The following is a 23970-nucleotide window of genomic DNA, read 5'->3' as shown; positions in this document are numbered from 1 at the left end:
TGCTTTCACAATGGGTGCCATCTTCACTATTTCCTTAACACAGGTGAACCGCACCTGGCGTGCCGACTGCACGTTCTCGGTTTGTTGAATTAGAATACTTTCAGGATCACTTAATAAAGCACCTTTAAAAAACAGAACTGCACAATATTCTTTAAATCCATGCATCAATATTATGTTTTTTCCCTGGAAGGTGTAACAAGGTTGCCCCCACTTCAATTCTTCAGCTAGCCCGCAGTCAAGTATGATCATTCTTAATTGTTTAAATTCTTCCTTCCACTGACTGACTTTATTGAAAAAGAAATCAACCTTAGAGTTCATTCTATTCATTTATTGGCATTTTAAAATAAAGTTATAAATGGTTATTGATTGGCAAAAATGATTTTCTATCTGCAGGCGTCAAATACCACGATATAACCGTTAGTACAAACAGCAATAACGACGGAACGATAGCGCTGATGGAATCACCCACTGCCAAATGTGAAAATACCGCTCCCACCATTAGGAAAGAAAATCCGGCATAAGCCCATTCCTTAAGTCGCGGAAATTTGGGAATTAGAACTGCTATCACTCCCAAAATTTTCCAGCAGCCCAACAATGTCAACAAATAACGAGGATAGCCTAAATGGGTAATCATATCTGCCCCACCTTGCCCGTCCTTCGCTTTGAGCAACTGTACCGTTCCTGTGGATGCCATACCTAAGGCGAGCCAGATGGTGGCAACCCAATAGATGATATTTTTTCTTTTCGTCATGGTTTATTTTTTCAATTGGTTCATTATTTCCTGCATCCTGTTATGCGCCATATTTATTCCTTTGGCAAATGGCAATTTCAGCACCTGGTCTCTTTGCGCAACTGTCTCGTATATCACGTGCATATTGAGTTTACTGGTTTCGCCGGTAAGTTCTTCAAACTCATACACCTCGAGCTGGACACCAAAAGGCATATTTTCCATTTCAAATGTTCGGGTGATCTTCCGGTTCGAAATAAATTCATGGATTACTCCGTTGGCACGGAACGCGAGGTTTCCCCTGGGATCGTAAGTTTCAATTTGGTAATTGCCTTGCTTTTTACTTTCCAGCTTCAGCACTTTTGTTCCCATCCATTGTTCAAGCAATTCAGCTTCTGCATGTGCCTTAAATAACAACTCCAATGGCAAGTCAAATTCTCTTGTGATAAAAAGATCATGTTTGCCATCTTCGGCGTGTACTTTTGTTTTTTGTTCCATATTCTATTGACTTTTATTAACCCTGGATGAGCCCAATAATATTATTGTCCGCATCTTTCACGCTTGCCACTAATCTTCCTCCTCCAACATTTTTTATTTCCTGGATAACGGTAACGCCACCATCAACAAGAATTTGCAGGCTCGTTTTAATGTCGTCAACATCAAAAAATGCTGCAACTCCTCCTTCGGGATTATTGGGAACAAGCCCGATATCCTGGCCATCAACTTTGAAACCCACATAATAAGGTTGTTCAGCGTACGGCTCAACACCTAAGAATTTGCGAAATAATGCCGTTGCTCCGGCTATGTCCTTTACCGGGTAAAGAACGGTTTTGATACCTTTGTTCATAACGTTTTATTTTTTTGTTTTATATTTCTTCATTACAGATTCCAGTTTACTAAACCGGTCATCCCACATTTTGCGGAATGGCTCAATAAAGTCGGCTATTTCTTTCATCTTTTGTGGATTGAGGTGATAATACATTTCCCGGCCGGTTTGCTCCTGCTTCAATAATTCGCATTCTGTAAGTATTTGCAGGTGTTTTGAAACGGTCGGTCTAGCCGTGTCAAAGTTTGCAGCTATGGCACCTGCTGTTAAAGATTGCGATGCAACCAAAAGAAGTATTGCCCTCCTTGTCGGGTCTGCTATTGCTTGAAATACGTCTCGTCTTAAATTCATTATGTAGCTATTTGACTACAAATATATATGTAGTTATTTAACTACACAAATTTTTTTACAATTTTTTTATTAGGTTCACATATTCAAGTCATGGCTTGGTAAAAGAGATTACAATAACAAAGTCCGTCAAATTAAAATTCAAATAAAAATGATTCTTGCATACATTCGCAGGCTAAAATTCATATCATCTTAAAAAATAAACAAAATGGCAAAAGTTCGGGATTACGTTGTGATTACAAGTTCCAAAGGAGTTGAAAACCTCGAATCTCTTATAAAGGAAAATATAAGTTTAGGCTGGCAGCCGCTTGGCGGCGTTGGGACTACTACAGTTACAAAAGATACATCAGACGGCTCTGCGGCTACTCCGGTTGTTATCTTCGCCCAGGCAATGGTTTTATACGAATAAAGTTTGCAAAATTTCATGGCTGAACATTATCCTTATGTTTAGTAGCTCTCAACGAATTCGTTAATACTTGCTTCGAACTTATGATCCTGGCCGAACAGAAATTTGTGACGGATGGGTAAAACAAAAACCGGGAGATCTTTTAATTCACTTTCGTATTTAGCAAGCCTTACACCGTCCTTTTCGGTGGTAAGAATTATTTTGTTTGGGGATTCAATTTTCGAGAATTGCTTTTTTATTTCCTGCAGGTCATCAATACTGAATATATGATGATCGCGGAATAAAATCATTTCGTAGGTGTCTGTATAATTGGTTAGCGTTTCCTTTAAAGGTTTAGGATTGGCAATTCCGCACACCAATAATACATTACAATCGTGTTGTATAGTTCTTTCTTTCTTTGTAAAAAGATGATACGGACTTCCATATTCAATCGTGGTAAAAAAAATCTGCTGGCTATCTAAGGGATTCAGTTCCGCAATAATAACCTGCCGTTCTTCTTCATCTAAATTCGATTTGCATTTGGTAACAATAATAATATGCGCTCTTTTGCTGCTGCTTCTAACGTCTCTTAAATTGCCGGCCGGTAAAATAAAATCTCTTGTATAAAGATCGTCGTACGCGGTAAGTAAAATATTAAGGCCTGCCCTAACTTCCCTGTGTTGAAAGGCATCATCGAGAATTATAACATCTGTCGCCGGCTTAGAATGAAGCAGCTGTGGAATGCCAACTATTCTTTCTTCGGCTACGGCTACCGTTATCTCCGGAAATTTTTTATGCAGTTGCATTGGTTCATCTCCAATTTCAATTGCTGTTGTATTTTCATCGGCAATAGCAAAGCCTTTCGTTTTGCGTTTATAGCCGCGGCTTAAGGTAGCCACGTTGTATTTATTTCTTAGTAACCGCACCAGGTATTCTGCCATTGGAGTTTTGCCGGTGCCGCCTACGGCCAGGTTTCCGACGCATATTAAAGGGAAATTAAAAGCTGCAGAACGTAAAATATTTTTATCGAAAAATTTGTTGCGAAGCCAGATAATGCAACCATAAATAATTGACAAAGGAAATAATATATACCGGAAACTTTTAAGCATTACTGTCTTTAAAATTCATAAACCTGTTGCGGCGTTACACAATAATTTAAAGATATATCAAATTGATTGATGTCATCAATCTTATCAACCGGTTCAAAAAAGCTTAAGCCAATTTTAATAACATTTTCCCTGCACTCAGCCAGAAATTTATCGTAATAACCTTTGCCATAGCCAACCCTGTAGCCATGTTGATCGAATGCAAGCAAAGGAACCAACACCAAATCAATTTCGCCCGGTTCAATGATTTCTCCGTTAGCAGGTTCTGAAATGCCAAATGCATTATCTATCAATTCAACTTCATCGTCAAAAAGCAAGTGTTGCATGGATCCCGAGGTGATGTCAATTTTTGGGATCAATATTTTCAGTCCCGGATTTTTGAATTGGAGAAATCTAATCACAGCCGACGTGTCTGCTTCGCGCAATTTTTCAGAAGCGATGTAACTATGAATGCATGAAAGAAACGGAAGTTGCAATTGTTGAAAATTAATAAGCAGCAGATCGGTAAACTTCCCAATTTGCTGGTGTGATAATCGCGATCTTTTTTCTTTATAAAGTTTTCTGAGTTCAGCTTTCGTCATAAAAATATTTGCAGGCGTTTCTTTATTTTTTCGCCCTCAGCTTTAATCGTTTCCCGGCTAATTTCATTTAAATGCTTTATCGATGCTATTGCGGGATAACCGCTCCATTGCTCAATTTCATTTTCATAATGCAAATATTCTTCATTAAAAATCCATCCTGCAACATCAACCTTTTCTTTTTTTAAAACCGCTGCCGTTAGTAAAGAATGATTAATGCTTCCCAGTTCATTTTTACTCACGATAATGACTTTGGCTTTTAGTTTTTTTATAAGATGAAGAACAAATTTATTTTTATTCAATGGCACCATTAGCCCTCCTGCTCCTTCAATAATTAATTTATTTTTTGTGCCGGGTAAATGACTGACAATATCGCTTATGTGAATTTGGATATTCTCCGCGGCGGCAGCCAGATGTGGGGATGCGGCCATTTTAAGTTTATAAAGTTCGGGGTGGATTTTTGTTCTGTTATTCGTAATCAATTGTTCAATCCGTAAAGAATCTGTTCCGTCTGAAAAGCCTGCCTGCACTGGTTTCCAGTAGTCTGCTTGTAAAGCCTCAGTAACAATCGCTGCAACCAGGGTTTTGCCAACATCTGTTCCGGTTCCGGTTATAAATATGGGTTTCATTATGAATTAATAAATATGGAAAATATGGTGGTACCATAATTTCTTGATGATTTAAACAATGGGAATTTTTCATAATTATTGGCCGGCGTATGTTCGAGAATAAACCATCCGTTTTGCCTGAGCATTTTTTTTTCTCTTATAATTACGGGAAGGTCGTCAATATTTTTTAAGGCATAAGGAGGCCCGGCAAAAATAAGATCATAAGCGTCTACGTTAGTTTCTAAAAATCTGAATACATCCATTTTAATAACGCGGCAATTTTCTATTTTTAAATCACCAATTGATTTTTGGATGAAAGCGTGCATCTTAACATCTTTCTCTATAATCGTTAGATCAGCCGCTCCTCTTGAAGCCAATTCATAGCTGATACTACCTGTTCCTCCAAAAATATCGAGTGTCTTTATTCCTTCTATGGAAATATTATTTTCAATGATGTTGAACAATCCTTCTTTTGCCACATCTGTTGTGGGCCTCGTATAAGGCATTTTAGAAGGTGGATTAATTTTGCGGCCTCCATATTTTCCTGTAATTATTCGCATGAATCAATTGCAAAAATATGGCTAAAATAATGAGCAGGCTGTTGAGTAATACGTTCTGCATAATTGCATTGAACGGGTAACGAAGCAAAGTTTATGGTTTCAAAATATTTATAGATTTCCTTAAATAATGCAGAGTCTTCATCAATTAGCCCACTTATTTCTACCGGAATGTTTTCCACATCAAACTGCTTACAAATATTTAAAAAAATATAAGACACGTCTTCCGCTGTGTTGTAGCGATAACTGTTTATTAATTCTATCCTTCCTTTTGTATCCAGTTTTATAACTATTCTTTGCGGGAAAAAAATGATGTGCAGTGTATCTTCCTTCACGACAGCCTGTTTCAATAAGACAGAATATTGATGCAAATCGCAGGTAACAGGGAAATGTGATTTAACTACATTAATAATTGACCTGGGAACCCGGTATACATTGTAAACGCCTCTTTCTGTAATTAAATCTGTGAGAATGGAAGTATTGCTTTGAAGATCTCCATGTACAAGATTAATTACATTTTCATTTTCCAGCGAACTGTACAAGGCAAATGGGACCAGCACGCTTTCAGCAAATGAATACATAATGCAAACCTTTTTAAAATTTCCTGCTAACATCGGCTGTGCATTAATTATATCGTGCAGGTTGCCGGCATGGTCGTCGCCATCAACTCCTATTTCAAATTGAAACATTGCTACGGCTACGTACCTGTTCTGTTCGTCATTTTTTATAGCGTACGAAAAGCTCTCGTTACTTATTTCAAAAACAAGTACACAATTAGCTGCGTCTATACTTTCGGGTAATATTTCAAACAAAGCTTTCATCATTTTTTCCTGCGCAATAATAGAATAATTTTTTGAGTCTGGTTTTATAGCAATCCGACTGAATAACCCATTTGCAAAAAAAGACCATAATTATTGAAATCAGTAAATTAATATATAGGTTTACGAACTTTTATGGCGACTACCATTAATACAAATTTACAGGTTTCAGTTACCAACCGGCAGATATTGCAAATTGCTTTGCCGATATCAGCTTCTCTAATTATTCCAAATGTAAATTTTATTACCAACAATATTTTTTTAGGCGGCCTCGGCATCACGGCATTAGGTAATGCGGGTATTACCGGTGTTTATTATCTTGTGTTGATGGTAGGCGGCAATGGATTGGGAAATGCGCTACAGGCTATCATTTCAAGAAAAGGCGGCGAGGGGAAGCCGGAAGATATCCATAAAGTTTTTGCACAGGGAATCAGGATCGTTTTGTGGTTTGCACTTGGCGGAATGTTGTTTACATGGTTTGTTGCCCCGATTTGTTTGAAGCCTTTTATAAGACCGGAAGATTTTCACCAGGAAATGGATTTTTTGAAAATAAGAGTATGGGGATTACCATTTCTATTTATGTTCCAGGCAGGAAATGCATTTTTGGTTGGAACATTAAACAGCCGGTTTTTGTTGGTGGGAACCATAGGCCAGGCGCTCATCAATATTTTTTTTGATTACACACTGATATACGGAGCCTTTTCATTTCCGCATTTGGGATTTAACGGCGCTGCATTTGCTTCAGTAATTGCAGAAATATCAGGAATGGTGATTGTTTACATTGTTATTTTCAGAATGGGTTTGAAAAGAGAATTTAATCTTTTCAAAAGTTTACGTTACGATAAAATTTATTCAAAAGCAGTGTTAAGAATTTCTGCACCGCTTGTTTTGCAATTTGTGCTGAGTACCGTTACGTGGCTCGTGTTTTTTATTTTACTGGAACAATATGGCGAAAGAGCCAAGGCAATTTCAAATGCGATGAGAACGATATTTGCTTTGGTCGGCGTAATGATTTGGGCTTTCGCCAGCACATCAAACACAATGGTAAGTAATCTTATTGGCCAGGGCCTGGAAAATAAAGTGGTGAAAGCAATTAATAAAATCGCCTGGTTTAGCATTGGTACTACCGTAATAATATTGATAATTTTAAATCTTTATCCCGGGCACTTCCTCGGATTGTTTGGGCAAAATGAAATTTTTGTTAAGGATGCCATCCCCGTTCTTCGTGTTGTTTCGCTGGGAATGATAATGATGAGCATTGCATCTATCTGGCTCAACGCGGTCACCGGAACCGGAAAAACAAAAATGAATCTGGTTATAGAGGCTGCTGCCATTGCAGTATATCTCGTGTACACATTCGTGTTGGTAAAGCAACTTCATCTTTCCCTTGCCATTGTTTGGAGCAATGAACTTATTTATTGGCTGCTGATCTTTTTAGTTTCTTTCTGGTTTATTACTAAGGGTAATTGGATTAAAGATGATAAGATGATGTAAAGCCCTCATCCCAAACCTTCTCCAAAAGGAGAAGGACAAGATTTGTATGGGAGTTTTTAACTTAAGCCATTTATTTTATTATTTATTGCAAACGCTAATTCTGTTTTGTCTATTGATTAATGCTTATTTTATAATTAATTATTTCAGTAGCTTTGCCACCCAAAAAATTACCAATGACCAACAGAACTTTTACGATGATTAAGCCTGACGCCACGGAAAAAGGCAATACAGGTGCTATTCTTGAAATGATTAATAAAGCAGGTTTTCGAATTGTGGCAATGAAAATGACACATTTGTCTGAAGCGAAAGCAGGTGAGTTTTATGCCGTGCATAAAGAAAGACCATTCTATGGAGAATTAGTTGAATTCATGAGCCGGGGCCCTATAACGGCTGCCATACTCGAAAAGGAAAATGCCGTAGAAGAATTCAGGAAATTAATAGGCGCAACAAATCCTGCACAGGCAGCGGAAGGAACCATAAGAAAATTATATGCGGCCTCTATTGGTGAAAATGCTGTTCACGGAAGTGATAGTGATGAAAACGCCAGGATTGAGGGTGACTTCTTCTTCAGCAAACTGGAACAGTTTTAAAATACGCTGCTAATAAACATAACGGAATAACGTACCCGCAATTGCCATACAAAATGCAATAATGAATGCGGGTACCCATCCATTCACCGTAAATCCCCTGAACAATCCACTGGCAAGCTTAATCATGATGGCCGACACAATAACCTTTATAAAAAAGGTTATCAGGCCAAGGGTAAGAATGTCTAACGGCAGGCGAATTGAAAAGCCAATGGTTGCGTTGAGTAGTCCGATAACAAGGGCAACAAATATAGCGGTTGTATAATTCTTAATCTTAACGGAAGGAAGTACCGAAGCAAGTGCAAAAAGCACCGTCGCATTTAAGAATACGGAAATTAAGAAACGCATTGCAGTTAATTTGTAATTGAAAATAAAACAAAAAATTCTATTTATTCAGCAAGGGCTCTACCTGGTAGCCTTCTTTTTTCAAAAGATTGATAAGTCCATTATCACCACTGAGGTGCCCCGCCCCCACCGCTACGAATACGCTTTCAGCTTTCATAATATCATTCAATTCTTTCACCCATTTCTTATTCCTGTCGTTGAGTAAAAGATCTTCATATTTGTCAGAGCCAAATTCGCTGGCTCCTACCATATTTTGCATAGAATCAAGTTCCTGGTTCTTGTAAAGGTGCACCATTTCATCAAATTCATTTTTATAAACTGAAAAACTATCAATGTTTTTCAATAACTCTTTTGCCTGCCACTCGTAAGGTATGCTGTCAAAAACCGAAGCCTGGAATTGCATGGTCTCTAACCCTTTTATCTCTTTCTTATCTTCCTTGGCAAGTTTTAATAACTCTTCTTCCACACCCGCAGGTGATTCGCAGTTCATCATTTTAGGATAAATCAGCGCAACCAAAAAATAGGGCTTGGCTCTCTGGAACAGCATCAAAGGCGTATTGAGCGTATCATTAAAATAACTTTGAAGTTTTTTATATTCTTCCGGCGTATATAAATCTGATAATTTTTTACCGTCTTTCATGTTCATGTACAGCATTCCGCCAAGTAAGGTAGACGGATCATCCATATCAAGTTCCATATACATTTCATCACTTTGTTTTACCGCCTCTTTTAATTGTTCACTGAAATGAATATCATCTTTGCATAACAAATGAAATGTGCCAAAAAGAAACGACGGATGTTTTAATCCTTTTCCGCTTACCTGCCATAAAAGTGTATTATCATTTTTTTGTTTAATAAATGAATGATCCTGCTGCGCATGGCAGCCGGCAATGCCAAAGCAGAATAATATAATGACGATAACGTATTTCATGAGGATTATTTTCTGTAAAAATAAAGCAAACAATGGGCTACCAATTACTAATTACCCTCCTTCTTTTGCTAAAGCGCATTGAATTAACTGCAGAACCTAATAGCCCGTCAAAGCCTATGCGGTAGGTATATGTAGGCTTATATCCATTTTGAAATCCGGCAACGAAATCAACTCTCAACAATTTAAAGATATTCTCAAGCCCGGCAAAGGCTTCGGCATACGCTGTATTGGAATTTACATAAAGCGCATTTGTTCCATAAACTAAATTCCAGTTTAGTCTTTTTAGCCCTGGAATCTTATTTGTTATTAATCCATTAAGGTGATGTTCAAAATGCAGCTCTGTAAAAGACGAAGAAGTATTGCTGAATTGATAATAGGAAGCCAACTGAAAAGTTTGCACATATTCTTTTGCGACGTGAGATACGTTGCCATAAAAGTGTTGGTAATCCTGTACATAAACAGATTTATTATTAAGAAATCCACCAACCCGGAATTTATATTTGATTAAACCCGCAAGTTTTAAATTGGCGTCGTCTGAAACATCCAGCGACCATTTGTCAAAATCTACATCACTGCCGAAAATACTTTTAATTCCTTTTGTGTAATCGAGGGTAAAAGTTGGATATTTTGAACCAATAGCCACTTTAGAATTTGGGAACTCAATGTATCGCTGGCCCGGCTTCACACTGAATGCAACATGCAGTAACACGGCCTGGTGCCGGGCAAATTGCGAGGATAGAATTTCAACGGGATAGTTGGGCGTTAACCTGTATTGATATTTACTGTTAAAAATATAACTGGTAGTATTGTCAAGAGGAATCCGATCTTCATATTCACCTTCTATCGTAAACCTGGCGCCGCTTTCAAATCGTTTTGAAAAACCTGCTTTAGCAAAATAATTTTCGTATATCTTCATTTCATTGCGTCCATAAAATAGAGTGCCAATGCTATTGCCCAATCCTTCTAATGTACTTTCTTTAAAAAACTGGCTCACGCGTTTTCCTCCTGCTATATAAAACGATTGCCTCTTTAGTTTTTTATCAACATCAAAATCTCTTGTCCGGAAATTGAGACCTGCCCATGCATTAAAATGATTGTTGTTAAATCCATAGCGCAGATCTCCTAAAAAGGAAATATTGGTTTTCAATTGCTTCACGTATTTTGAAATTGTGAAGGATGGATTTATAGCAACACCCTCAACAGTGTTATACTGCAACACTTTTAGCAAAGGATCAATTTCGTATTGATAGGTATTTGTTTTGCTGTAATGGGTTCTGTCTATGCCGGTCCAGAATATTTGCCCAAACGTTACCTTCCCCTGTTTCTTCTTAAGCGAATCAATATTTTTATAAGAAGAATCCTTTCTTATTTCGTACAGGCTGTCCTTAACGTTGTAATCTTTTATTTCTTCAGGTTCAAGCGGAACCGGCCTTATACTATCCCAATAAGCGGTTGGTTTTTTATTTGCCGCACTATCATATTTTACAATTACCCGGTTAAAGAAGTTTTTGGGAAATTTTGGATCGAGATTATACTTAGAATAGACATTTACAAAATCACCAACTGCGTCTATGCCTAACCGGTTGAAATTGAAATGTAATACCTGGTTTTTTACGCGCCATACATCATTTGCTATGGGAACCAATATTTGCGAAATTTCCAGCGAATCCAAAACTTCCAACTGCGATTCTCTTGTAAGCAACAGATCACAACTATAAATTCGCCAGTCCCCTTCCGTTATATTAATGATCCCTGAAAAGGCAGGTTCAAAATCTTTTTTAGGGATTACTTTTATGGTATTAATTTCTTTTCCATCTTCGAAAAAACTACCCAGGAATCGATAGTAATAATAATTTAAAGCGCCATCGGCAATGGGAGAAACAAAGCCTCGGGGATTGAGCATTGATTCAAACATGTTCACATTGTTTTTATAGAAGCTGATGATAGCAGGGAAGTTAAATCCAAAACCATTGCTGCCACTCTCCCGCCCCGAAATAACTTCCAGCTTTGCCTTATCGGGTTGCTGCATTGAAATTTTTGACACCGATTCTGAAAGGTAAATAATGCCTTTGCCGGAAGAATCAAGTGCCATATTATTTCTATCTTCCTCAGGAATTTTTTTGCCCAAAACTTTTTCAGGAAGTTTTCTTAATTTGATCATTCCCTTAATGTATACTTCGGCCTCAAAGGCTTTCACCTGCTTTTCATAAAATGGCCGTTTCTTTATGGCCTGTCTTATAATTTCATATGCAGGATCTTCACCACCTTCTTTTATTATTACTTCCTTGAGTAACAATTTTTGCACGGAAAGATTAAAGTCTACAGATACATTTTTTGAAGATAAAATGATCGTTTTTTCCTGCGACGTATAACCCACATAGTGGCAAACCAATGTGTAAACTCCCGGTTGTAAATTAAAGCTGAATTTACCTTCATTATTGGCAGTAACCCCTTTCGGCGTGTCTTTTATAAGAATAGATGCAAATGGTAAAATTTTACCATTATCATCATAAACAGTCCCTTCAATTTTTTGAGCCGATACAGTAAGTATGTTTATGCAAAATGTCAGCAATAAAAATTTTTTCATAGAGATTATCGGTGAAGGAAACGTATAAAGAAAAAAAATCAAGTTATTCTAAATTATTTATTTCTTGATTTGTATAACTCCTGATGGACGAATATAACTTGCTGTAAGTGCAGCAAAACCCGCCACCAAAGCTCCTATAAGTGCAGTAACTATAATAAGCAAATAGGGATTATCAACTTTAAAAATTAATAGGGAAACACGATGAGCAAGAATATGATCGTTGTTAGTGCTTATCCAGAAGCTTAAAATACCCCATAACAAAAACAAAGCTATAAAACCCGTAATGAAGGAAGCTACCGGAGTTTGAGCAATCATTGCTGCCACTAAAAAAGAAACAATGGCTATACTCCACCAAGGCAAAAATAAACACGAACAAAAGCAAAGCAACATGGTAAGTAATATGGAGATAATAAATTTCATAACATTTATATTACACTGGTTAAAATTAATTACACAAATTGCTGAACTGGTTTATTGTTGAATCTCTCTATTGTTGAGTCCGATAGTTTCGGAAGATTTTGCTTAACCAATTAACTTTATTAACCAATTAACCTGTTAACCATTCCTAAAACTCATTTTCCATTTCACACGTTCGTCTTTAGCATCAGAAGCCCTCATCACCCAAAGCGAATAATATTTCCCTAACGCCCACGTATCAACGAAGTCATCATAGAATTTACTGCCGGGATTTCCATTTTGTCCACCCGGATAGACTGCATATGCGTGCGTTTGCGGCGTTAACGACACAATCATCCGCCAGCTTGGGCCATGTTGTTGGTTAGCAGCATTGATGCAATTAGTGCCGCCACCAATTGGCAAATGCAGCCTGCTAAACGCATCAATTCTTGCAAGGTTTAATATTTTAGTGTCCTTATATTTCCCCCACTCCAGGTTGCCCGCAATGTCTGCTTGCTTTGCTACAGCCGCCGCCTGTTTAAATGCCGCCGTTACATCATCCGCCAGCGTTTCTGTTTGTGGTGTGTTAATATCATCCAGGAATTTAAATGCAGAATCCTTTAAAATATCTTCAAGCAAAGTGCTTTCATGAGGCATCATAACCGATCCCGGAATTTTTGAAAGTTCGTCCTTCCAGACCTTATTTTCGAGACTATCCCAGGTAAGCACAAATAATGTCGCACCTTTAGATTCTATATCATTTCTTAATCTCCACGATTTAAGAATATCAAAATAATTCAGCTCGTCATTGCTTAATTGCAACACTTTCATATTCCTTACTAAAACCGGGAGCGCCATTTCTGCAAATACGTTATAATTATCTGTTTGAAGCTTCATCATATCCTCAGGCGTAATATTATTCATAACGCTTAGTCTCTTATTAATTTCCCAGCCCCTGTATGGCGGGAAACTTCCACCAAGATAATAGGGATATGAGGTATCAGCGGGCATTTGATTAGCACTGCTCACAAAACCTCTTTCCGGATTTATAAGATGTGGATTTTCGTCTTGCGGAATCATGCCTTGCCAAAAATAACTGCTGTCAGTGCCGGGCATAACAAAATCTCCTTGTCGTTTCCATTTGGCAGGAAACTCACCCTGGGCCCACATAGCGATGTCACCACTTTTGCTTGCGAAGGCAAAATTTTGACCGGGCGTATGCAAATTCTTAATTGCCTCCAAATAATCATTATAATTTTTTGCTTTATCCAACAGCAAAAAAACTTTTAATTCATTACTGGGATCATGGGCTTTCCACCTAACAGCATAATATTTATTGTTAGTAGCTCTTCCGCCACTATAACTTTTATCATACATCACAGGTCCCATTTTCGTATAAGCCACCGTATCTAAATAGTCGGGCTCACCTTTCAATTTTATATCTTCAATTCTGAATGTCGATTTTACCCACTGACTATCGAACCAATATTCTTTGCGGCTATCATCCTTAAATTTTACTTCATAATAATCTCTCACATCACGTTCGGCGCTTGTTACACCGAAGGCACAACTATCGTTAAAGCCAATAACTACACCGGGTGCACCCGGAAATGTTACGCCATACGCATTGTAAGTTGGCGTTGAAATTTGCATTTCGTACCAAATAGATGGAAGATTTAAGCCAAGATGTGGATCGTTACACAAAATCGGGTAACCGCTTTTTGTTTTAGAACCATTTACAGCCCAGTTATTGCTGCCATTATTTGGATCGGGATTTTGTTCCAATATTTTTGTGGAATCTTTTGTATCAAAATAGAGTGAATCAGCTGTAGCAGGAATTTTCAGATCTATGCCCGGCTTTGGAAATAGGGTTCCCTTCGGAACAATCGGGTCAAGAGAATCCATAATAATCGGATATAATTTATCAAAATCACCTGAAGAAAAAACTGATTTAGCATTCGTATATTCAAAATCGTTTTCGCCACCTGCCAGCTCAAGAGCCATATATTTTACGAAGAGCGCTGTTTTTAAATTCGTCCATTTTTCCGGGTAATACCCCAATAACTTATATTCTAATGGAAGTGTACTTTCATTCAATGATTCGATGTACGCATTCACACCGGCTGTATAATTATCGCACGCTGCTAACGTTGCCGGATCCTTTTCAATTTCTTTCAGCATATTCTCAGCTGCGAAAGTCATTCCAAGCCTTCGTTTATCACGATCTAAATTAATCGCCTTTTTGCCAACCAATTCGCATAATCTCCCGGCCGAGGCATAGGTTTGAAACTCCATTTGCCACAACCTGAATTTGGCATGCAGATAACCCTGAACAAAAAAAACGTCATTTTCCTCTTCTGCAAATACATGTGGTACCAGGCGATCATCAAAATATACATCCACTTTTCCTTTTAGTTGTTTAAATGAAAGATCTGCAGAATAATCATAATCGGTAGGTTCCGCATTTTGCCATAGCCCATTTTGAGGGCTTAATAATTTGCCTAACGGTGCAGGGGTTAATAGGGTTGAATTAAGAATTACAATAAGTGCCGTAGTGATTAAACCGAAAATAACGAAAGGAATTATTCGCATAGTTAAATTTAAAGATGTAAAATACTAAAAAGATAAAAAGGAAAGCAATCTGTACTGGTAATGTCTCATCGACTTAGTATTGCAACCAGCTTTTTTGTTTCTTCAATCGTATTAAAGGCATGAAACACAATCCGCAATCTCTCTATTCCCTTTGGCACTGTGGGATATAAAATTGCCCTTACATCCAATTTATTTTCCTGCAGCCTTGCAGCAACTTTTTTTGCGTCTTCGTTTCCTGGAATGATCACGACCTGTATGGGTGTATCGCTGTTTGGCACATGATATTTCATCTCGCTCTTCTTAAACAAATCAATTAAATTTTTCAAATGTTTCCGTTCATCTTGCAGGGCCGGAAATATTTTATACGACGTTGCAATAGCTGCTACCGCCGATGGCGGCAAAGAGGTGGTGTATATAAATTGTCTTGAAAAATTGATGAGATAATTTTTTAATTGATCGGAACCAAGTACAACAGCGCCATCACAACCGCAGGCTTTGCCGAATGTATGAATACGGGCAAAACATCTTTTTTGTAGATACAATTGCTGAACCAACCCTTCTCCTTTTTCGCCAATAATTCCTGTTGCATGTGCTTCGTCAACGATTAATCCTGCATTGTATTTTTCACAGAGTTCAGAAATTTCGGTAAGAGGGGCTTTATCCCCGTCCATTGAAAAAACGGATTCTGTAACCACGAAAATATTATGATGAAGATGAACGGCAGCAGCTAATTTTTTTTCAAGATCGGCAATATCATTATGCAAAAAAGAAAACGAAGATGCAAATGATAATCGAATTCCATCTCTTATGGAAGCATGGCTTAATTGGTCGTAAACAATTGCATCGTCTTTTTGTGGAACACAACTTAGTAAACCGGTATTCGCATCATAGCCCGAATTGAAGATTAATCCCGCTACCGCTTTATGAAATCCCGCAATAAAATTTTCTGTTTCTTCTATAAGCCTATAATTTCCTGAAAGCAGCCGCGAGCCTGTACTTCCGTGAGACAAGTTATGTGGCAATAATTCTTCAAGCAGCTTATTCTTCACGATGCCAAGATAATCATTGCTGCAAAAATCTGTTTTGTCATCTGCAGTTGTGAGCGAACGAAGTGAATTTGAAACTCTTCTCTCTCCTAATTTTTTATCAAGAAAATCTTCATCCATAAAACAAAGGTAAGGCGTCACCCTTCTTATCGTGAATAATGTAATTTTGGTTTTGCAAGTTCATTTTTAATAAAAGATTTGTAACAAAGCATTTGTAATTATCTTAGCAAAAAAAATATAAAATGAAAGTATTTGCGTTCTTATTATTTCTTTCGCTTCTTACAGGGGTTTCAGCCTGCGAAAATCACATGGACATTAACGACGTTGTGCCAGGCACCCCCAGCAGGGCTGATACGGTTTTAGCCCATAAATACCCTCCCTTTGTTAAAAAAGATACATTGAAAGGAACTTCGCTCCCAAAGGTTTATCGCAGATAGAAATAGGATCATTTCGTTTGATGCAAGAAAGGGCTTTGTAACCTTTGAAGACAATTTATTCAGATGCCCGGAATAACAACATGGAACATTTATCTGCCGATACAAAAAATATTTTAGGCCTCAGGTTGGTTACTGATCCCCGTTGGGTAGATCTCGCTTCTATTTCTCTTGAAGAAATTTTAACCGATCATGCGTGGTGCGAACAAAAAGCTGCCAACAGTTGCATATCGCTTATTCAAAAATATAATGATAAAGAAGAGTTGGTGAATGAACTCTCGCCTATTGTAACAGAAGAATGGGGACATTTTCGCCAGGTGCTGGCTGAATTGAGAAAAAGAAACCTGCATTTAGGCAAACAGCGTAAAGATGAATATGTGAATAAGCTACTGGAGTTTCAAAAAAAAGGCGGTAGCCCCCAGGAAAGATTATTAGACCAGTTGCTCACGATGGCTTTAATAGAAGCAAGGAGTTGTGAGCGTTTCAAGCGACTTAGCGAAGGACTAACAGATACGTATATGCGAAATTTTTACCGTAGGTTTATGGAAAGCGAAGCTGGCCATTATACTTTATTCATCAATCTTGCAGATACTTACATTGATAAGGACCAAGTAAGAAAGCGTTGGAAAGAATGGATAGTATTTGAGACCAATGTAATGTTGAACATGGAAGTCAGGGGTGATAGAATACACTAAGAAAAACACCTCACAGATTGTTAGAACCTGTGAGGTGTTTTCATTACTTTATCTTCTTAAATATCCTGCTCCATCTCGGTCCGTTATCATAACTGAACCATATTAATGAAGCCTTTCCTACAATATGATCTTCAGGAACAAAGCCCCAGAAGCGACTATCGAGTGAATTATGACGGTTATCTCCCATCATCCAGTAATAATTCATTTTAAAAGTATAGCTGGTTGCCGGCTGATCGTTAATAAAATATTGACCGTTTTTTTCTTCAAATTTATTTCCTTCATAAACGGCAATGCAACGTTTATAACGGATTACATTATCGGGAGTTAGTTGTATAGTTGCTCCCTTTTTTGGTATCCACATCGGGCCATAATTATCTACCGTCCAGTTCTCGGTTCCCGCACCTCCAAATGGAAACAGGTATGGGCTTTTATCGCTAGGAAACAATTGAGCCGGTTGGATATCTTTTACCATCGGCAGCATTTTTAGAGAAGCCATCTCCCCATCCGTCATACTTATTTCGTACAAATTATTCTGAATCTGGTAAACCTGGTTTTTATTTTGATCATCCATATTAAACTGTATTCCTATACCATTTAACTGGTCGGGATCAAGAGGGGCGCTGGTCGTAACATCGTATTTAAACTCGTGAAATTCAGGTAAGGGCTCAGCTACGCCGTTGATAAACACTACCCTGTTTTTTATTTGCAAGGTATCTCCTGCAATCGCCGTGCATCGCTTGATAAAATTCTCTCTTTTATCAACCGGCCTCGTTACAATTTCATCTCCGTATTGATCCCATACTCTTGCTCTTGCTTCTGCCTCAGAAATATGTTCTTCAATCATCCGTCGTCGTATTTCCTGGTAGTAAGTAACTCTGGAGCCAAAATTCACTTCATCATTTATGAGTGTATCATTTACCGGGAAATTAAAAACGACCACGTCCATCCGTTTAACCGGACTCGCAAACCAGCGTGTATATGGTATATGCACCCATTCCACATAAGATTTTATATTAAGACCGGGAATAGTATGATGCACAAATGGCATTGCTATCGGTGTGTTCGGAATCCTGGGCCCATAGCTGAACTTACTCACGAAAAGAAAATCATTTACGAGCAATGTTTTTTCCATAGATGGTGTTGGAATCGTGTAAGCCTCAAACACAAACGTACGAATGATAGTAGCCGCCACAACAGCAAAGGCTGCCGCGTCTATCCATTCCCGTATAGCCCCTTTTTTATAATTATTCACAACAGGTATTCCGGCATACCTTTCATTTTTTGAGAAGCCTAAATATGGAAAGTAAATAAATGGAACTAAAACCGCAGCTGCATGATGGAAAAAACCAAATCTCCCAAAATGCTCTACAAATTTTATACAAATCCAAATGGTAATAAACTGGCCTACGATTGGTATTAACTGGAGAAAAAACCATATCCTTTTTAATTTCATCTTTTCAACCATGCACCAGGTATTGTATAAAGGAATCAAAGCTTTCCAGGGTGCAATCGCTGCTTTCTTAAACATGCCATACAAACCAATAAACGCAAGGATAACAGTGACGAAAAACAAAAGTAGACCTATACTCATTTTAATTATTTTGATAATGCGGACAAAAATACCGTTTTAAAAGTCTATATAAAAAAGAGCGGGAAAATTGTTATCATTAGTTTAACAAAAATCGGTGAACATCAATATTTTAAAGCTATTTCAATATTTCTTTAATAACAGCGTTCACTTCAGCGGCCCTGTTCATAATCATAAAATGGCCACCGTCGGGTATCACGTAATCAGCCCTGATATTTCTAATTGGAAATATATGGTCCCGGGCGCCATGGATGTGTGCAAGATTTTCAGGGATCCATTCATTCTTCCAGTTAACAATTTGATGAGTTGCCCAATTGGTATATTGCTGGCTTATCTTTGCTCTATACTCCTGTACCAGTTTCAATTCTTCTTTGTTTTCAATACCAAGATTATAATTTTCTATCGGCTCAATTAACTTAAAAGTTTTTAGCGGAACAACTTTGTCGAATTTAAGCTTGCCTGTAAGCCTCATCCACAAAGGCATTTCACGAAATGTTTTTATGCTTGATATTAAAATTATTTTACTTGTTGAAATTTGCTTTGCAATTTCAATGCACATTATTCCGCCAAAGGACAAGCCCAATAATATAGGCACTTCGTTTGTAATGCGTTCGCTCATTCTTTTCGCGTACCCTTCAATCGTTTCATTTTTTATAGGATTGAGCCAGGGCAGAAAATGAAATTCAAGCTCTTTAAAATTTAATTTAGAAAAAACCCGTTCATCGGCTCCGAATCCACTGATGCAATAAATTTGTCTCATCGGTCATAATAATTCATAAGTCATGAGACCTTGTGGATAAAGCCTTCCATCAAAGGGTCATTAATAATTTCCAATTATTTTTTTTGGCAAAACATAATTTTCAACATCTTCGGCGGTAATACTTTTCCCGGAGAGAATTATCAGCCGTTCAACAACATTGCGAAGTTCACGGATGTTACCGGTCCAATTGTATTTTTGAAGTAACTCGAGCGCTTTTTTATCCATTGTTTTTTTTGATTGGCCATATTCTGTACAAACATCCTCAAGAAAACGATCAACCAGTAATGGAATATCACTCAGCCGTTCATTCAAAGAGGGAACATGAACAATTATAACGCCGAGGCGATGATATAAATCGAGCCTGAAATTTTTGTTTTCAACTTCTTTTAGCAGGTCTTTATTGGTAGCAGCGATAACACGCACATCCACATTAATATCTTTATCTGCTCCGACTCTTGTTATTTTGGCTTCTTGTAAAGCACGTAATACCTTCGCCTGCGCATTCAGACTCATATCACCAATTTCATCCAGGAATAAGGTTCCTCCGTTTGCCTGTTCAAATTTGCCAATTCTTTGTTTTACTGCTGAAGTAAAACTTCCTTTTTCATGCCCGAATAATTCGCTTTCTATCAGCTCACCGGGAATGGCGGCACAATTCACCTCCACCATGGGTCCATGAGAGCGGTTGCTTTTTTCGTGTATCCATCTTGCCACTAATTCTTTACCCACTCCATTGTCTCCTGTTATTAAAACTCTCGCTTCAGTTGGAGCAATCTTGTCAATAGTATCTTTTATTTTTTTTATCGCTAATGATTCACCTACAATTTGCTGAACCTTTGCAACTCTTCTTTTCAATACCTTGGTTTCTGCCACCAGCGTTGTTTTTTCCATTGCATTGCGAAGTGTAATTAGCATGCGGTTTAAGTCGGGAGGTTTCGAAATGTAATCATAGGCGCCTTTCTTTACGGCCTCCACGGCCGTTTCTATGTTTCCATGGCCGCTTATGATGATGATGGGAACTTCATCATTTATCTCCCGGGCTCTTTCAAGAAATTCAATTCCGTCCAACTTGGGCATTTTAATATCGCATAAAACTATATCAAAATTTTTCTCTTTAAATTTTTTCAAACCTTCTTCGCCGTCAGCCGCTTCTTCAATTTTGTAACCTTCGAAACTTAATATTTCGTTTAGTGTTTTCCTGATACTTTTTTCATCGTCAATAATTAAAATGGAGGGCATAATGGTAATAGTTTAATGGATTTTCGATTCAGGATTTATAACTATACTTTCAAATGTAAACATTTTATCATCTTAATAGAAAACGGTTATGGTTCTTTTACAGGAAATGTATCATTTAGATTAATTGTCAATTTACTTCGGCTTCCATCATTAAATACGCTTTAATAAATCCATCCAGTTCGCCATCCATCACCGGACCAATGTTTCCTACTTCGTAATCAGTACGATGGTCTTTGATCATTTTATAAGGATGAAAAACATAGCTTCGGATCTGGCTCCCCCACTCTATCTTTTTCTTGGTAGCGTTATTTGCATTTAATTTTTCCTGGCGTTTGCGCATCTCTTCTTCATACAGCCTGCTCTTGAGCATGGTCATTGCCTTCTCACGATTTTCTCCCTGCGTGCGTGCCTGCTGGCATTCCACTATAAAACCGGTAGGCTTATGAGTAAGTCGTACTGCCGTTTCCACTTTATTTACATTTTGTCCGCCACTGCCGCCACTTCTAAAGAATGCCCATTCCACATCGGCAGGATTTACTTTTATGTCCACCGTATCATCGACTAACGGATATACATAAACGCTGGCAAAACTGGTATGGCGACGCGCATTACTATCGAAAGGTGAAATACGCACGAGACGATGTACGCCGCTTTCCGCTTTCAAAAAACCGTACGCAAATGACCCATCAAACTGAAGTGTTGCACTTTTTATACCTGCCCCATCACCGGCCTGGTAATCTAATTCGGTTACTGCCCAGCCCTGTTTTTCACCATACATACGATACATACGTAACAGCATTTCCGCCCAGTCCTGGCTTTCTGTTCCACCTGCTCCACTGTTGATTTGAAGTATGGCAACCATCTCATCTTCCGGCTTATTGAGTGTGCTCTTAAATTCAGCTTCCTCAATGGCAGCAACTGAATTATCGAAAGCTTCTTTCACTTCTTCTTCGGTTGCTTGTCCTTCTTTCCAGAAATCAAATAATATAGCAAAGTCATCTACTTTTGACTGCACATCATTATACAAATTCATCCAGAATTCGTTTAATTTAATTTCCTTTAAAATGGAAGTTGCCCGCTGATTATCGTTCCAGAATCCGGGCGAAAGCGAAAGTTGCTTATCATTATTTATTTTCTGCTGACGATTATCGACGTCAAAGAAACCTCCTCAAAACCACCAAACGGTCTCTCAAATCTTTTAATTGTTCTTGTGTCATAGGGCGCAAATATAATAATGATTATTTAAATGACTTGCCAATAAAATAGCCTCCCGTTTGGGAGGCCATTATTATACTGTTACCGCAAAGATAACAGTCAGCAGCATACGCTATTTTTTGTCACAGGAGGAAGACCCGTTGCAATGCTTCATGCACTTTTCAGTACATGTTTTTTGCTTGCAGTCCTTGCAATCCTTATGATGCCCCTTAGTGAAGGAACATAATGTGATTATGCCGGCTATTGCCAGTATTCCCATCTTTTTCATAATTATTTTGTTTGATGATAAATTAAATTCTAAGCTACAGAAAATGGGAAGGCATCCGGCGGTTTCCACGTCTCATCATGATAGGATGAAAGAAGCGGATTTTTGAAAGGACGATATTCAATCTTACCCGGCTCTAAGAAGGGCACCGGTTTCAAAAAAAAGGATGGGGTAATAGTAATGCAACAAAGTGGACAGTCGACACAATTCATTGGCTTTTGTGTCTTTTTATCAGCGTGCTTTTTGCAACAATTTTTTTTCCCTTCTGCGTGCATTGCCATGTACATGCTACAGCTGCGGGAATCAATATCGGCCTTCGCCTGGTAAGGAATACTGACAGTCTCTCCCAAAAAGACCAACACCCCGAAAAGTAATATGTAACACTTCCATTTCAATAATATAAATTTAAAATAAATAAATCATCGATCAAATATTCCCCTAAAATTTCAACTTTAATAATTCATGCTTCAGTATCTAAATTAAATGTTCATTAATTTTACCGGATGACAGAAGTAATTACATCACTCTTTGAAAGAGATATACATAAACTGGTAGAGGAATTGATGCTTTATAAAAATGAGGAGGATGTTTGGAAAATAAAAGAAGGCATTAGCAATTCCGGTGGAAATTTAACGCTGCATCTTTTAGGTAACCTGAATCATTTCATTGGTGCAACGTTAGGCCACACTGGTTACGCAAGACAAAGAGACAAGGAGTTCTCATTAAAAAATGTACCGCGTACACAATTAGTGGAAGAATTAAAAAAAGTAAACAAAGTTGTAAAGGATACATTGACACACCTTTCGGACGAAGACCTTGAAAAAGATTTTCCAGTTCCATTAAATGATAAAACATTATCTACATCATTTGTTCTTTTGCATCTGCTGGCGCATTTTAGTTATCACCTGGGGCAGGTAAATTATCATCGCAGGCTCATTGGCTAAGGAATTTCATGATGGGTTATTCTATGATCTTTATTCCTTCCTAAACTGAAACAAGGGCATAGTTTGTATCTTGCAGGCTATTATGGCTTTCACTAAAATTTCATTAACAGGATATAAAAATTATGTAGCGGAAACGTTTCATTTCAGGCAAAGAATTGTGGGTATCTGCGGCCTCAACGGCAAGGGCAAAACCAACCTGTTGGATGCCATAAATTATTTGTGTTTCACGAAAAGTTATTTCACAAAAACAGACGCACTCAATATTTTTTTTGGTTCGGAAGGGTTCAGGCTCGAAGCTGAATTAAGTAATAATGGCCACACAAAAGATGCCGTAACCAAAATAGTTTGTATTTATCGATCCTCCTTAAAAAAAGAATTTTACCTCGATGATGTTGCTTATGAAAAATTCTCGCATCATATAGGAAAATTTCCGTGCGTCATGATCGCCCCTGACGATATTGAAATGATAACCGGCGGAAGTGAGGGAAGAAGAAAATTTTTGGACACTTTAATTAGCCAGGTTGACGCCGAATATTTACAGCAATTGATTAATTATAATAAGGTATTGCAACAAAGAAATAGCTTTCTGAAAAATGAGGCTTTTCAGGCAAATTTTGACCCGCAGTTTTTAGATGCGCTGGATGCACAACTGGTAAAACCTGCAAAATATATATACGACGTCCGAAACACATTTTGCCTGAAATTAATTCCACTCGTTCAGAAGTTTTATAGTGATATTTCAGATAATAACGAAATCATTTCTTTGGAATATAACAGTCATTTAAATGATAATCATTTTCATAAAATCCTGAAAGATAACCGGCAAAAGGATATCGCTTCGCAGCGATCTAACATTGGCATTCATAAAGACGATCTTACTTTTTTTCTAAATAAAAATA

The 23970-nt window shown here is 37.8% G+C and carries 28 protein-coding genes; 7 read left to right on the top strand and 21 right to left on the bottom strand.

Going from position 1 to position 23970, the window contains the following annotated elements:
- The 5 genes from ACO1O5_RS03375 to ACO1O5_RS03355 all read right to left on the bottom strand — a co-directional run.
- Positions 1–327: DUF1801 domain-containing protein (locus ACO1O5_RS03375; protein ID WP_486268426.1), on the bottom strand; the 327-nt coding region annotated here is incomplete at its 3' end.
- A 22-nt stretch (positions 328–349) separates the two neighbouring features.
- Entirely contained in the window at positions 350–751 is a 402-nt protein-coding gene (locus tag ACO1O5_RS03370; RefSeq protein ID WP_486268425.1) for a DoxX family protein, read from the bottom strand.
- Between the two features lie 3 nt (positions 752–754).
- On the bottom strand, positions 755–1225 hold the full coding sequence (locus ACO1O5_RS03365; RefSeq protein ID WP_486268424.1) for an SRPBCC domain-containing protein: 471 nt from the start codon (positions 1223–1225) through the stop codon (positions 755–757).
- 16 nt (positions 1226–1241) lie between these two features.
- On the bottom strand, positions 1242–1574 hold the full coding sequence (locus ACO1O5_RS03360) for a VOC family protein (RefSeq protein WP_486268423.1): 333 nt from the start codon (positions 1572–1574) through the stop codon (positions 1242–1244).
- 6 nt (positions 1575–1580) lie between these two features.
- A complete protein-coding gene (locus ACO1O5_RS03355) occupies positions 1581–1904 on the bottom strand; it encodes an ArsR/SmtB family transcription factor (RefSeq protein ID WP_486268422.1) in 324 nt (107 codons plus the stop codon).
- A gap of 205 nt (positions 1905–2109) precedes the next feature.
- Between ACO1O5_RS03355 and ACO1O5_RS03350 the strand changes: the two genes are divergently transcribed.
- Entirely contained in the window at positions 2110–2310 is a 201-nt protein-coding gene (locus ACO1O5_RS03350; RefSeq protein WP_486268421.1) for a hypothetical protein, read from the top strand.
- A 38-nt stretch (positions 2311–2348) separates the two neighbouring features.
- On the opposite strand, the gene lpxK is transcribed toward ACO1O5_RS03350, so the two are convergent.
- The 5 genes from lpxK to ACO1O5_RS03325 are packed head-to-tail and all read right to left on the bottom strand — an operon-like array spanning position 2349 to position 5959.
- The gene (lpxK, locus tag ACO1O5_RS03345; RefSeq protein WP_486268420.1) at positions 2349–3395 is read right to left on the bottom strand and encodes a tetraacyldisaccharide 4'-kinase; all 1047 of its coding nucleotides are present in this window, start codon (positions 3393–3395) and stop codon (positions 2349–2351) included.
- Between the two features lie 8 nt (positions 3396–3403).
- Positions 3404–3973 carry a 5-formyltetrahydrofolate cyclo-ligase gene (locus ACO1O5_RS03340; RefSeq protein ID WP_486268419.1) on the bottom strand — a complete coding sequence of 190 codons (570 nt, stop codon included), beginning with the start codon at positions 3971–3973 and terminating at the stop codon, positions 3404–3406.
- On the bottom strand, positions 3970–4599 hold the full coding sequence (bioD, locus tag ACO1O5_RS03335; RefSeq protein WP_486268418.1) for a dethiobiotin synthase: 630 nt from the start codon (positions 4597–4599) through the stop codon (positions 3970–3972). Before bioD ends, ACO1O5_RS03340 begins: the two co-directional genes overlap by 4 nt.
- Entirely contained in the window at positions 4599–5138 is a 540-nt protein-coding gene (locus tag ACO1O5_RS03330; RefSeq protein ID WP_486268417.1) for an RsmD family RNA methyltransferase, read from the bottom strand. Before ACO1O5_RS03330 ends, bioD begins: the two co-directional genes overlap by 1 nt.
- On the bottom strand, positions 5129–5959 hold the full coding sequence (locus ACO1O5_RS03325; RefSeq protein WP_486268416.1) for a DUF3822 family protein: 831 nt from the start codon (positions 5957–5959) through the stop codon (positions 5129–5131). The genes ACO1O5_RS03330 and ACO1O5_RS03325 overlap by 10 nt, the downstream gene beginning before the upstream one ends.
- 129 nt (positions 5960–6088) lie before the next feature.
- On the opposite strand from ACO1O5_RS03325, the gene ACO1O5_RS03320 reads away from it, so the two are divergent.
- The gene (locus ACO1O5_RS03320; protein WP_486268415.1) at positions 6089–7447 is read left to right on the top strand and encodes an MATE family efflux transporter; all 1359 of its coding nucleotides are present in this window, start codon (positions 6089–6091) and stop codon (positions 7445–7447) included.
- 173 nt (positions 7448–7620) lie between these two features.
- Positions 7621–8037, top strand: a complete 417-nt coding sequence (locus ACO1O5_RS03315; protein ID WP_486268414.1) for a nucleoside-diphosphate kinase — start codon at positions 7621–7623, stop codon at positions 8035–8037.
- Positions 8038–8046: 9 nt separating this feature from the next.
- On the opposite strand, the gene ACO1O5_RS03310 is transcribed toward ACO1O5_RS03315, so the two are convergent.
- The 6 genes from ACO1O5_RS03310 to ACO1O5_RS03285 form a co-directional block, all read right to left on the bottom strand.
- Positions 8047–8382, bottom strand: a complete 336-nt coding sequence (locus ACO1O5_RS03310) for a phage holin family protein (protein ID WP_486268413.1) — start codon at positions 8380–8382, stop codon at positions 8047–8049.
- 37 nt (positions 8383–8419) lie between these two features.
- Positions 8420–9310 carry a TraB/GumN family protein gene (locus tag ACO1O5_RS03305; RefSeq protein ID WP_486268412.1) on the bottom strand — a complete coding sequence of 297 codons (891 nt, stop codon included), beginning with the start codon at positions 9308–9310 and terminating at the stop codon, positions 8420–8422.
- A gap of 37 nt (positions 9311–9347) precedes the next feature.
- Positions 9348–11897: a DUF5686 and carboxypeptidase regulatory-like domain-containing protein gene (locus ACO1O5_RS03300; RefSeq protein WP_486268411.1), complete on the bottom strand. Its 2550-nt coding sequence runs from the start codon at positions 11895–11897 to the stop codon at positions 9348–9350.
- Positions 11898–11954: 57 nt separating this feature from the next.
- Positions 11955–12317 (bottom strand): hypothetical protein, encoded by a 363-nt coding sequence (locus tag ACO1O5_RS03295; protein ID WP_486268410.1) that lies wholly within the window; start codon positions 12315–12317, stop codon positions 11955–11957.
- A gap of 135 nt (positions 12318–12452) precedes the next feature.
- Positions 12453–14885 (bottom strand): penicillin acylase family protein, encoded by a 2433-nt coding sequence (locus tag ACO1O5_RS03290; protein WP_486268409.1) that lies wholly within the window; start codon positions 14883–14885, stop codon positions 12453–12455.
- 65 nt (positions 14886–14950) lie between these two features.
- Positions 14951–16051: an aminotransferase class I/II-fold pyridoxal phosphate-dependent enzyme gene (locus tag ACO1O5_RS03285; protein WP_486268408.1), complete on the bottom strand. Its 1101-nt coding sequence runs from the start codon at positions 16049–16051 to the stop codon at positions 14951–14953.
- Between the two features lie 122 nt (positions 16052–16173).
- Between ACO1O5_RS03285 and ACO1O5_RS03280 the strand changes: the two genes are divergently transcribed.
- Positions 16174–16368 carry a hypothetical protein gene (locus tag ACO1O5_RS03280; protein ID WP_486268407.1) on the top strand — a complete coding sequence of 65 codons (195 nt, stop codon included), beginning with the start codon at positions 16174–16176 and terminating at the stop codon, positions 16366–16368.
- 44 nt (positions 16369–16412) lie between these two features.
- Positions 16413–17060, top strand: coding sequence for a MiaE family protein (locus tag ACO1O5_RS03275; protein WP_486268406.1), 648 nt, complete (start codon positions 16413–16415; stop codon positions 17058–17060).
- A gap of 43 nt (positions 17061–17103) precedes the next feature.
- On the opposite strand, the gene lepB is transcribed toward ACO1O5_RS03275, so the two are convergent.
- The 5 genes from lepB to ACO1O5_RS03250 all read right to left on the bottom strand — a co-directional run bounded on the left by lepB (position 17104) and on the right by ACO1O5_RS03250 (position 22522).
- A complete protein-coding gene (lepB, locus tag ACO1O5_RS03270; RefSeq protein ID WP_486268405.1) occupies positions 17104–18651 on the bottom strand; it encodes a signal peptidase I in 1548 nt (515 codons plus the stop codon).
- Between the two features lie 115 nt (positions 18652–18766).
- Positions 18767–19408 carry an alpha/beta hydrolase family protein gene (locus ACO1O5_RS03265; protein ID WP_486268404.1) on the bottom strand — a complete coding sequence of 214 codons (642 nt, stop codon included), beginning with the start codon at positions 19406–19408 and terminating at the stop codon, positions 18767–18769.
- A 60-nt stretch (positions 19409–19468) separates the two neighbouring features.
- Positions 19469–20647: a sigma-54-dependent transcriptional regulator gene (locus tag ACO1O5_RS03260; protein ID WP_486268403.1), complete on the bottom strand. Its 1179-nt coding sequence runs from the start codon at positions 20645–20647 to the stop codon at positions 19469–19471.
- 127 nt (positions 20648–20774) lie between these two features.
- Positions 20775–21864 (bottom strand): peptide chain release factor 2 gene (prfB, locus tag ACO1O5_RS03255; protein ID WP_486268402.1). Its coding sequence is split into 2 segments (ribosomal slippage): positions 20775–21803 and positions 21805–21864, totalling 1089 coding nucleotides; the frame shifts between segments, so codons are not numbered across the junction.
- Positions 21865–22159: 295 nt separating this feature from the next.
- On the bottom strand, positions 22160–22522 hold the full coding sequence (locus ACO1O5_RS03250; protein ID WP_486268401.1) for a hypothetical protein: 363 nt from the start codon (positions 22520–22522) through the stop codon (positions 22160–22162).
- A 108-nt stretch (positions 22523–22630) separates the two neighbouring features.
- Here ACO1O5_RS03250 and ACO1O5_RS03245 point away from each other — a divergent pair, with 108 nt between their 5' ends.
- Positions 22631–23071, top strand: coding sequence for a DinB family protein (locus tag ACO1O5_RS03245; RefSeq protein WP_486268400.1), 441 nt, complete (start codon positions 22631–22633; stop codon positions 23069–23071).
- Between the two features lie 82 nt (positions 23072–23153).
- Positions 23154–23970: DNA replication/repair protein RecF (recF, locus tag ACO1O5_RS03240; protein WP_486268399.1), on the top strand; the 817-nt coding region annotated here is incomplete at its 3' end.

This window comes from Ginsengibacter sp. (genome assembly GCF_057362405.1).
The sequence above is the reverse complement of the archived record's forward strand: the minus strand, read 5'-3'. Positions and strand labels throughout refer to the sequence as shown.

Coding starts and splice junctions, on each gene's coding strand:
- ACO1O5_RS03360 (WP_486268423.1), bottom strand. CDS start 1,574: ATGAACAAAGGTATCAAAACCGTTCTTTACCCGGTAAAGGACATAGCC.
- lepB (WP_486268405.1), bottom strand. CDS start 18,651: ATGAGTATAGGTCTACTTTTGTTTTTCGTCACTGTTATCCTTGCGTTT.
- ACO1O5_RS03310 (WP_486268413.1), bottom strand. CDS start 8,382: ATGCGTTTCTTAATTTCCGTATTCTTAAATGCGACGGTGCTTTTTGCA.
- ACO1O5_RS03365 (WP_486268424.1), bottom strand. CDS start 1,225: ATGGAACAAAAAACAAAAGTACACGCCGAAGATGGCAAACATGATCTT.
- ACO1O5_RS03280 (WP_486268407.1), top strand. CDS start 16,174: ATGAAAGTATTTGCGTTCTTATTATTTCTTTCGCTTCTTACAGGGGTT.
- ACO1O5_RS03370 (WP_486268425.1), bottom strand. CDS start 751: ATGACGAAAAGAAAAAATATCATCTATTGGGTTGCCACCATCTGGCTC.
- bioD (WP_486268418.1), bottom strand. CDS start 4,599: ATGAAACCCATATTTATAACCGGAACCGGAACAGATGTTGGCAAAACC.
- ACO1O5_RS03305 (WP_486268412.1), bottom strand. CDS start 9,310: ATGAAATACGTTATCGTCATTATATTATTCTGCTTTGGCATTGCCGGC.
- ACO1O5_RS03355 (WP_486268422.1), bottom strand. CDS start 1,904: ATGAATTTAAGACGAGACGTATTTCAAGCAATAGCAGACCCGACAAGG.
- ACO1O5_RS03315 (WP_486268414.1), top strand. CDS start 7,621: ATGACCAACAGAACTTTTACGATGATTAAGCCTGACGCCACGGAAAAA.
- ACO1O5_RS03245 (WP_486268400.1), top strand. CDS start 22,631: ATGACAGAAGTAATTACATCACTCTTTGAAAGAGATATACATAAACTG.
- ACO1O5_RS03325 (WP_486268416.1), bottom strand. CDS start 5,959: ATGATGAAAGCTTTGTTTGAAATATTACCCGAAAGTATAGACGCAGCT.
- lpxK (WP_486268420.1), bottom strand. CDS start 3,395: ATGCTTAAAAGTTTCCGGTATATATTATTTCCTTTGTCAATTATTTAT.
- ACO1O5_RS03330 (WP_486268417.1), bottom strand. CDS start 5,138: ATGCGAATAATTACAGGAAAATATGGAGGCCGCAAAATTAATCCACCT.
- ACO1O5_RS03265 (WP_486268404.1), bottom strand. CDS start 19,408: ATGAGACAAATTTATTGCATCAGTGGATTCGGAGCCGATGAACGGGTT.
- ACO1O5_RS03320 (WP_486268415.1), top strand. CDS start 6,089: ATGGCGACTACCATTAATACAAATTTACAGGTTTCAGTTACCAACCGG.
- ACO1O5_RS03340 (WP_486268419.1), bottom strand. CDS start 3,973: ATGACGAAAGCTGAACTCAGAAAACTTTATAAAGAAAAAAGATCGCGA.
- ACO1O5_RS03300 (WP_486268411.1), bottom strand. CDS start 11,897: ATGAAAAAATTTTTATTGCTGACATTTTGCATAAACATACTTACTGTA.
- ACO1O5_RS03290 (WP_486268409.1), bottom strand. CDS start 14,885: ATGCGAATAATTCCTTTCGTTATTTTCGGTTTAATCACTACGGCACTT.
- ACO1O5_RS03295 (WP_486268410.1), bottom strand. CDS start 12,317: ATGAAATTTATTATCTCCATATTACTTACCATGTTGCTTTGCTTTTGT.
- ACO1O5_RS03285 (WP_486268408.1), bottom strand. CDS start 16,051: ATGGATGAAGATTTTCTTGATAAAAAATTAGGAGAGAGAAGAGTTTCA.
- ACO1O5_RS03260 (WP_486268403.1), bottom strand. CDS start 20,647: ATGCCCTCCATTTTAATTATTGACGATGAAAAAAGTATCAGGAAAACA.
- ACO1O5_RS03350 (WP_486268421.1), top strand. CDS start 2,110: ATGGCAAAAGTTCGGGATTACGTTGTGATTACAAGTTCCAAAGGAGTT.